This window comes from Natronococcus sp. A-GB7 (genome assembly GCF_029688865.1).
Taxonomy (GTDB): Archaea; Halobacteriota; Halobacteria; order Halobacteriales; family Natrialbaceae; genus Natronococcus.
Genome location: NZ_JARUKV010000064.1, coordinates 1 through 5,270, shown reverse-complemented (window position 1 = coordinate 5,270; position 5,270 = coordinate 1). Strand labels below are relative to the sequence as shown.

General features: G+C 51.2%; 5 protein-coding genes. 2 read left to right on the top strand and 3 right to left on the bottom strand.

Annotation, left to right across the window (positions count from 1 at the left end; genetic code table 11):
* Positions 1–1,829 (bottom strand): serine hydrolase domain-containing protein (locus tag QA609_RS24515; protein ID WP_278305240.1); only part of this gene is annotated, 1,829 nt, incomplete at its 3' end.
* A gap of 162 nt (positions 1,830–1,991) precedes the next feature.
* Between QA609_RS24515 and QA609_RS24510 the strand changes: the two genes are divergently transcribed.
* On the top strand, positions 1,992–2,918 hold the full coding sequence (locus QA609_RS24510; protein WP_278305239.1) for a winged helix-turn-helix domain-containing protein: 927 nt from the start codon (positions 1,992–1,994) through the stop codon (positions 2,916–2,918).
* Here the strand turns inward: QA609_RS24510 and QA609_RS24505 are convergent.
* A complete protein-coding gene (locus tag QA609_RS24505; protein ID WP_278305238.1) occupies positions 2,881–3,756 on the bottom strand; it encodes an ABC transporter permease subunit in 876 nt (291 codons plus the stop codon). The genes QA609_RS24510 and QA609_RS24505 overlap by 38 nt on opposite strands.
* The gene (locus tag QA609_RS24500; protein ID WP_278305237.1) at positions 3,753–4,730 is read right to left on the bottom strand and encodes an ABC transporter ATP-binding protein; all 978 of its coding nucleotides are present in this window, start codon (positions 4,728–4,730) and stop codon (positions 3,753–3,755) included. Before QA609_RS24500 ends, QA609_RS24505 begins: the two co-directional genes overlap by 4 nt.
* Before the next feature lie 297 nt (positions 4,731–5,027).
* On the opposite strand from QA609_RS24500, the gene QA609_RS24495 reads away from it, so the two are divergent.
* Positions 5,028–5,192, top strand: coding sequence for a hypothetical protein (locus QA609_RS24495; protein WP_278305236.1), 165 nt, complete (start codon positions 5,028–5,030; stop codon positions 5,190–5,192).
* The last annotated feature ends 78 nt before the right edge of the window (positions 5,193–5,270 follow it).

Here is a 5,270-nt window from a genome sequence, read left to right as displayed (position 1 = left end):
AGCAACCAACAGAAGCCAACTGCTGAGGCTACGACAAGGGTATAATGGATTCTCGAGAGTTGGTTCCAGTATTGATCACGCCAGGCGAGCAGGACGTACCCGCCTGACGCAAGCGTTCCGGCCACAGCAAGAACTGGAAGTAGGAGCAAAACCCTGAACGTGAGTGGTGGGTTGCTTAGTAACGTATAGGGATATGCAATTAACAATAGTCCGAGGCCAAAAACAAACCCCAATAGACAGATAGCGCTCCCTCCAGCGACCCACCGAGCTGATCGTGGTGGTCTTGACCACGGTGGCTTAAAGTCTCGCTCTCCTTGATAACACCGCCACGTACGAGCTATTGGCCAACCAATAATACCCGAAAGTAATCCGAGTGTGGTTACTACCGCCAGTCCAGCCTGCAGAACGCCTGAGTCGTACCACGAGATCTGTTCAAAGGCTGAGAATCCGATATAGAGAAATTCGATCTCGTCGTCAGCCTCGCCGAAGGCGAGCATCCGTTCGCCGGTCGCTTCTTGAAAGACAAGAGGTTCTATTTCGACCCAGTGTGTCTTTCCTCCTCCACGCTCGGTTATGAGCGTTCCATCGTTCTCTACCTGCACATCTATCGAACCAGCCTGTAGTGTTGATGAGAACTTTGCGTACGATGTCTGGTCAACTCGGACACCACGGTATGCTCCTGCAAGCTCATCTGCACGCTCTGGTTGGCCACTCGGCTCGAGTGTGTCACTGGTTACAGATGAAATATACTTTTCAACGAAAGAATCAACGAATTCGTTCGCAGCTACACTCCCAGTGTCGGTGTTGTAAGATACGAACAAGCCGATATTTTGTTCCGGTGCGATCAGGAGATAGCTGTAGAACGAACCGGGGATAGCACCATTGTGCCAAAGCAATCGTTCATCGCCGCGTGTCTCCTCAAGGAACCCAAAGGCAGTTCCGTCCAGTGCTTCGTGATGAGTGAACCATGTTTCATGCATCCGTTCGATTATGTCTGATGCAAGTAACGGGCCTTGCTCATCTGTATCCCCGAGGTGGGCGCGGAGAAATTGTGCCATATCTGCCGCGGTGGTAGTCATTGCACCTGCTGGTGCGAGTTCAAGCAGCAACTCTGGTTGAGGCTCTGGCTCACCAACGGCGGCCGAGTACCCTGTCGAGACTGTTGCATCGAGATCTGAGGCGGGTTGTTTGAACGTACTCTGGTCCATCTCAAGCGGTTCAAAGACAAGGTCAGCGACAGCATGTTCGAAGGAAGTCCCGTAGACATCGGCGATCACTTGACCAGCGAGTGCGGTACCGTAGTTCGAGTAGGACGTTATTGTTCCGGGTTCGCGGACCTGTTCAGGCCGTTCCTTCTCGAGAACGTCCTCAAGTGATCGTAGATCGTCTGTATCGTCGACCCAGGTGCCCTGAAACCGCTCCTCGAACCCTGCCGTGTGGGTTACAAGATCTGCAACGGTAATATTGTGGCTGTCGCTTCCTGGATTCGAGACAGACTCGAGATAGTGGCCAATATCAGCATTGGGATCGATTGATCCCGATTCAATAAGTCTCATCAGTGCGGTTGCGACGACAGGCTTCGAAACAGAGCCGATCTGGAACGCTGCATCGTCGGCTGTCGCCGATGCTTCATCACCAATTTCCCCGTACCCTTTTGCCAGTGTAGGACCACCCCCTTGGACTACTGCGACACTTGCTCCGACGATGTTGTGTTCGTCGAGGGCAGTTTCGATTGCGTCGTCGACAAATGACTCGAGGTCACTGGGGTCCTCGATTACCGTCCCCTCAGAACTGGCTGTGGCTGGCAGACACCCTGCAGTAGTCGCCATGGCTGCGCCACCGGCTCCAGCGAGAAATCCACGACGTGATAGTGTGGTATTCATTGAACAGAGGGATCTTTTCGAGGTGCCAACCTATATCCTTGGAGCAAATAATTTCTCTAACAGCGCGTACGTATGCCCAATACAGCACTAACCAGAGTGAGATAGATCATGTATGAGGCTTCATCGAACGAACGGTCGCGGGCGGACAATCCGTTCAAGGCGCTTGGGAATGAAACTCGCCTCGAGATTCTTCGTGTTCTCTACGAACACAGACTCCAGTTTGGTCACGATGAGAAATCTCTGCCGTACTCTGAGCTTCGAGAACATGTCGGTATAGAAGATAAGGGTAATTTCAATTATCATCTGAGACAACTCAAGGACCAATTTGTTGATGGGGATGATGAAGGCTATCAGCTGACTTTTGCTGGCTTTGAGATTGCGAAGGTTATCGACGTCGATGCTTGGGCAGATCACGAACCACGTGACCCCATTGAACTCGACTCGTCTGTATGTCACTCCACGTTAGTTGCCCGATACGAGGATGGCGTTTTCGAAGTCTCTGCAGACGACACCGTGCTGTTTGCGCATGCTGTTCGACCAACTGGTGCAAGCGACCGGGTTGGTGAGGACCTATTGGATGTTATGACGACTCTCTGGCGACACACCAATCAACAGATGCTCGTCGGCATCTGTCCGTATTGTCAAACGGAGACGACGAAATCGATTGAGATTGCTAGCTCCAATATCTGGGATTATACGTATTCTGCCACCTGTCCGACGTGTGGACCGATTGGAGGCTCACACGTCGGAGCGGCTATACTCGAGCATCCGGCCGTGATTTCATTTTATTGGAATCACGGTATAGACATCCGAGCGAAGCACATCTGGGAATTGGGCTTCGTTGATGATGAGGCAGTTACCGTTCTCAACGAGAACCCCTCCCGGCTGCGAATAGATGTTGAGATCGAAGATGACCGCCTTGAAGTAACAATCGACGAGACGGCGGAGGTCATCGACATTGTGGTGATTGAGAGTTCTGGTCCCAAGGGCGAATCGGTTACAAATCAGTCCGCTGGAAACGATAGTAGCCGATGAGGACAGGGACAAGAGCCCACATCAGCATGGCAACCCCACCAAACCACTCTTGTAAGTAGAAGGGCGCCTCACCTGAAACTCGCTCTGCAGGGGCCATCCCCTGAGCTTCGAACGGTTCGAGGCCATACTGAAACATGAACGGGAAGACATTGCCTTCAACAATTTCAGTCGAAATCGTCGCATAAGCCTGAAGCGGATTGAACTGTTGTACAAACAGATACCAAGTCTCAGCCTCGACTGGCGGTGTCTCATCATGGATCAAGTAGTAGGGCCCAGCAGTAACGAGCTCCCAGAGACCGATGAATAACATATAGATTCCAATAACGATTGCCATCGATCGGCCACGAGAGGACACACCTGCCGAGACACCAACGGCTAGCGCCACGAATACCAAACCAAACAAGAGGCTAATTGCTCCGAATGCGAGCCAGTCTCCGATCGGTAGTGAGCCGAATAAGACGATGCTCAGTACCAACGCGACGAGAAAAGAGAGCACAACAGCAGCTGAAATAACACCAATTCGACCTAGCAGTTTACCGAAAACCACATCAGTTCGATTTGGTGGCAATCCCAGGAGTAGTTTGAGACTACCTGATTGTCGTTCGCCAACAACGGCCATGTATCCTACAATAAGCGCTGCAACTGGGAGAAGCACACTCAACGGCAACGCGACGAAGCCAAGCATCTCACTTGCAGATGCATCATCAGTCACTGCCCAGACAGCGACATATCCGATGGTAGTCAGCGCAACCAAAAGCCCAATAATCGCCCAAAGCAACCTTGAGCGCCCAGCATCGGCAAAATCTTTACGAGCTACCGTGCCGATGTGGCTACTCATTGGGAGACCTCCGAGGAAACTTTGGTGTGTTGAGGCTGGGTTTCAATCCCTGCATCAGACGTCTCATCCTCAGCGACCAACGTCGCAAACAGCGACTCTAGCGATGTCTCCTCAATTCTAATGTCTGTAATCGTCGCACCGAGAGCATCGAGTTCAGTAATCACGGTCGCCTTCGAGCTTGGATCCGTTACTGAAGCCTCAAGCCGGCGGCCAGTAGCCGTCACATCGGTCACGCCAGTTATTGCGTCGACTGTCTCAGCAGCTGCCGAAGGTGGATCGGAGAACGCAATCGTTACGGTCGCCCCATCACCAAGTGACTCTCGAAGCCCTTCGAGAGTATCAAGGGCAACGAGCTCTCCTTGGTTGAGAATTCCGATCCGATCACAGACCGCTTCGACATGCTCGAGAATGTGGCTTGAAAAGAAGACGGTAGTTCCACGTTCTGATTCTGCTTGCACCAGTTCTTGCATCTCGCGGATACCCGTTGGGTCAAGCCCGGTCGATGGTTCGTCCATAATGAGCAGTTCAGGATCGCCGACCAGTGCCATCCCAGTTGCCAGTCGTTGGCGCATTCCTTTCGAGTACCCGCCAGCAGGACGATCAGCATCTGCTTGTTCAAGACCAACTCGTGCCAACAGTTCATCAGGATCATCGTCAGCATCTTTGGTCTGGATTGCGAACTCGAGATGTTTCCGCCCGGTGAGTCGCTCATATATATCATATCCTTCCGGGAGGACACCGACGCGTTGGCTGATTTGGTCTGTTTCTGTCTGAGCATCGTAGCCCAGAACTGTTGCTGAACCGGACGTCGGCCTGATGAAATCGAGTAACATGTTGATCGTTGTCGATTTCCCAGCACCATTCGGCCCTAAAAAGCCGAATACCTCTCCATGTTCGATATTCAGATTCAGGTCAGATACGGCTGTTACGTCTCCATACTGCTTTGTCAGATCAGTCATTTCGATTGCACTCATGATTGTGAACGGGTAACAGTATCAGATGCAATTTGATATAGCACTAAAATAAAACTTTTTACTAGAAGCACAGTCAGGCCTAATTCGACCATGGGACTTTGAGTGTTCTAATTGATACAGTAACACCTGTCTTTAGGCCTGGGAACATGGCTACCCAGTGGTCAACTACACCTGCATCCCCGCAGATTCCAGATTGACCAGCACTATCACACGAGCTCTCGCCTGTTGGCTAACAATCCGGGCTAAGTCGTCTCTTGAGAGAAAGAGATATTATCTGGACATATTAAGATGAAGCTGATGAAAAAGACACACCACAAGGCTATTGCCGCCTTCTTAGTTGTTGCAGGGGCGATTCAGACAGTATCGGCACTTCTCCAAGACACATCATTTTTTACGGCTATGACTGTATTCGGCGGTATCGCTTTTGCTACAGCTGGAATTGCATTTTGGTTTGAAATCTAAATTAGTTCTGATTATCTTTGGTGCCTGCTCCACTGCGTAGACCTGTTAGATTGGACATCAACGATTGTTCGAACACAT

What these genes read in the sequence shown, in the direction of transcription:
- QA609_RS24510 (WP_278305239.1), top strand. Translation starts at nt 1,992, where the DNA reads ATGTATGAGGCTTCATCGAACGAACGGTCGCGGGCGGACAATCCGTTC.
- QA609_RS24505 (WP_278305238.1), bottom strand. Translation starts at nt 3,756, where the DNA reads ATGAGTAGCCACATCGGCACGGTAGCTCGTAAAGATTTTGCCGATGCT.
- QA609_RS24500 (WP_278305237.1), bottom strand. Translation starts at nt 4,730, where the DNA reads ATGAGTGCAATCGAAATGACTGATCTGACAAAGCAGTATGGAGACGTA.
- QA609_RS24495 (WP_278305236.1), top strand. Translation starts at nt 5,028, where the DNA reads ATGAAAAAGACACACCACAAGGCTATTGCCGCCTTCTTAGTTGTTGCA.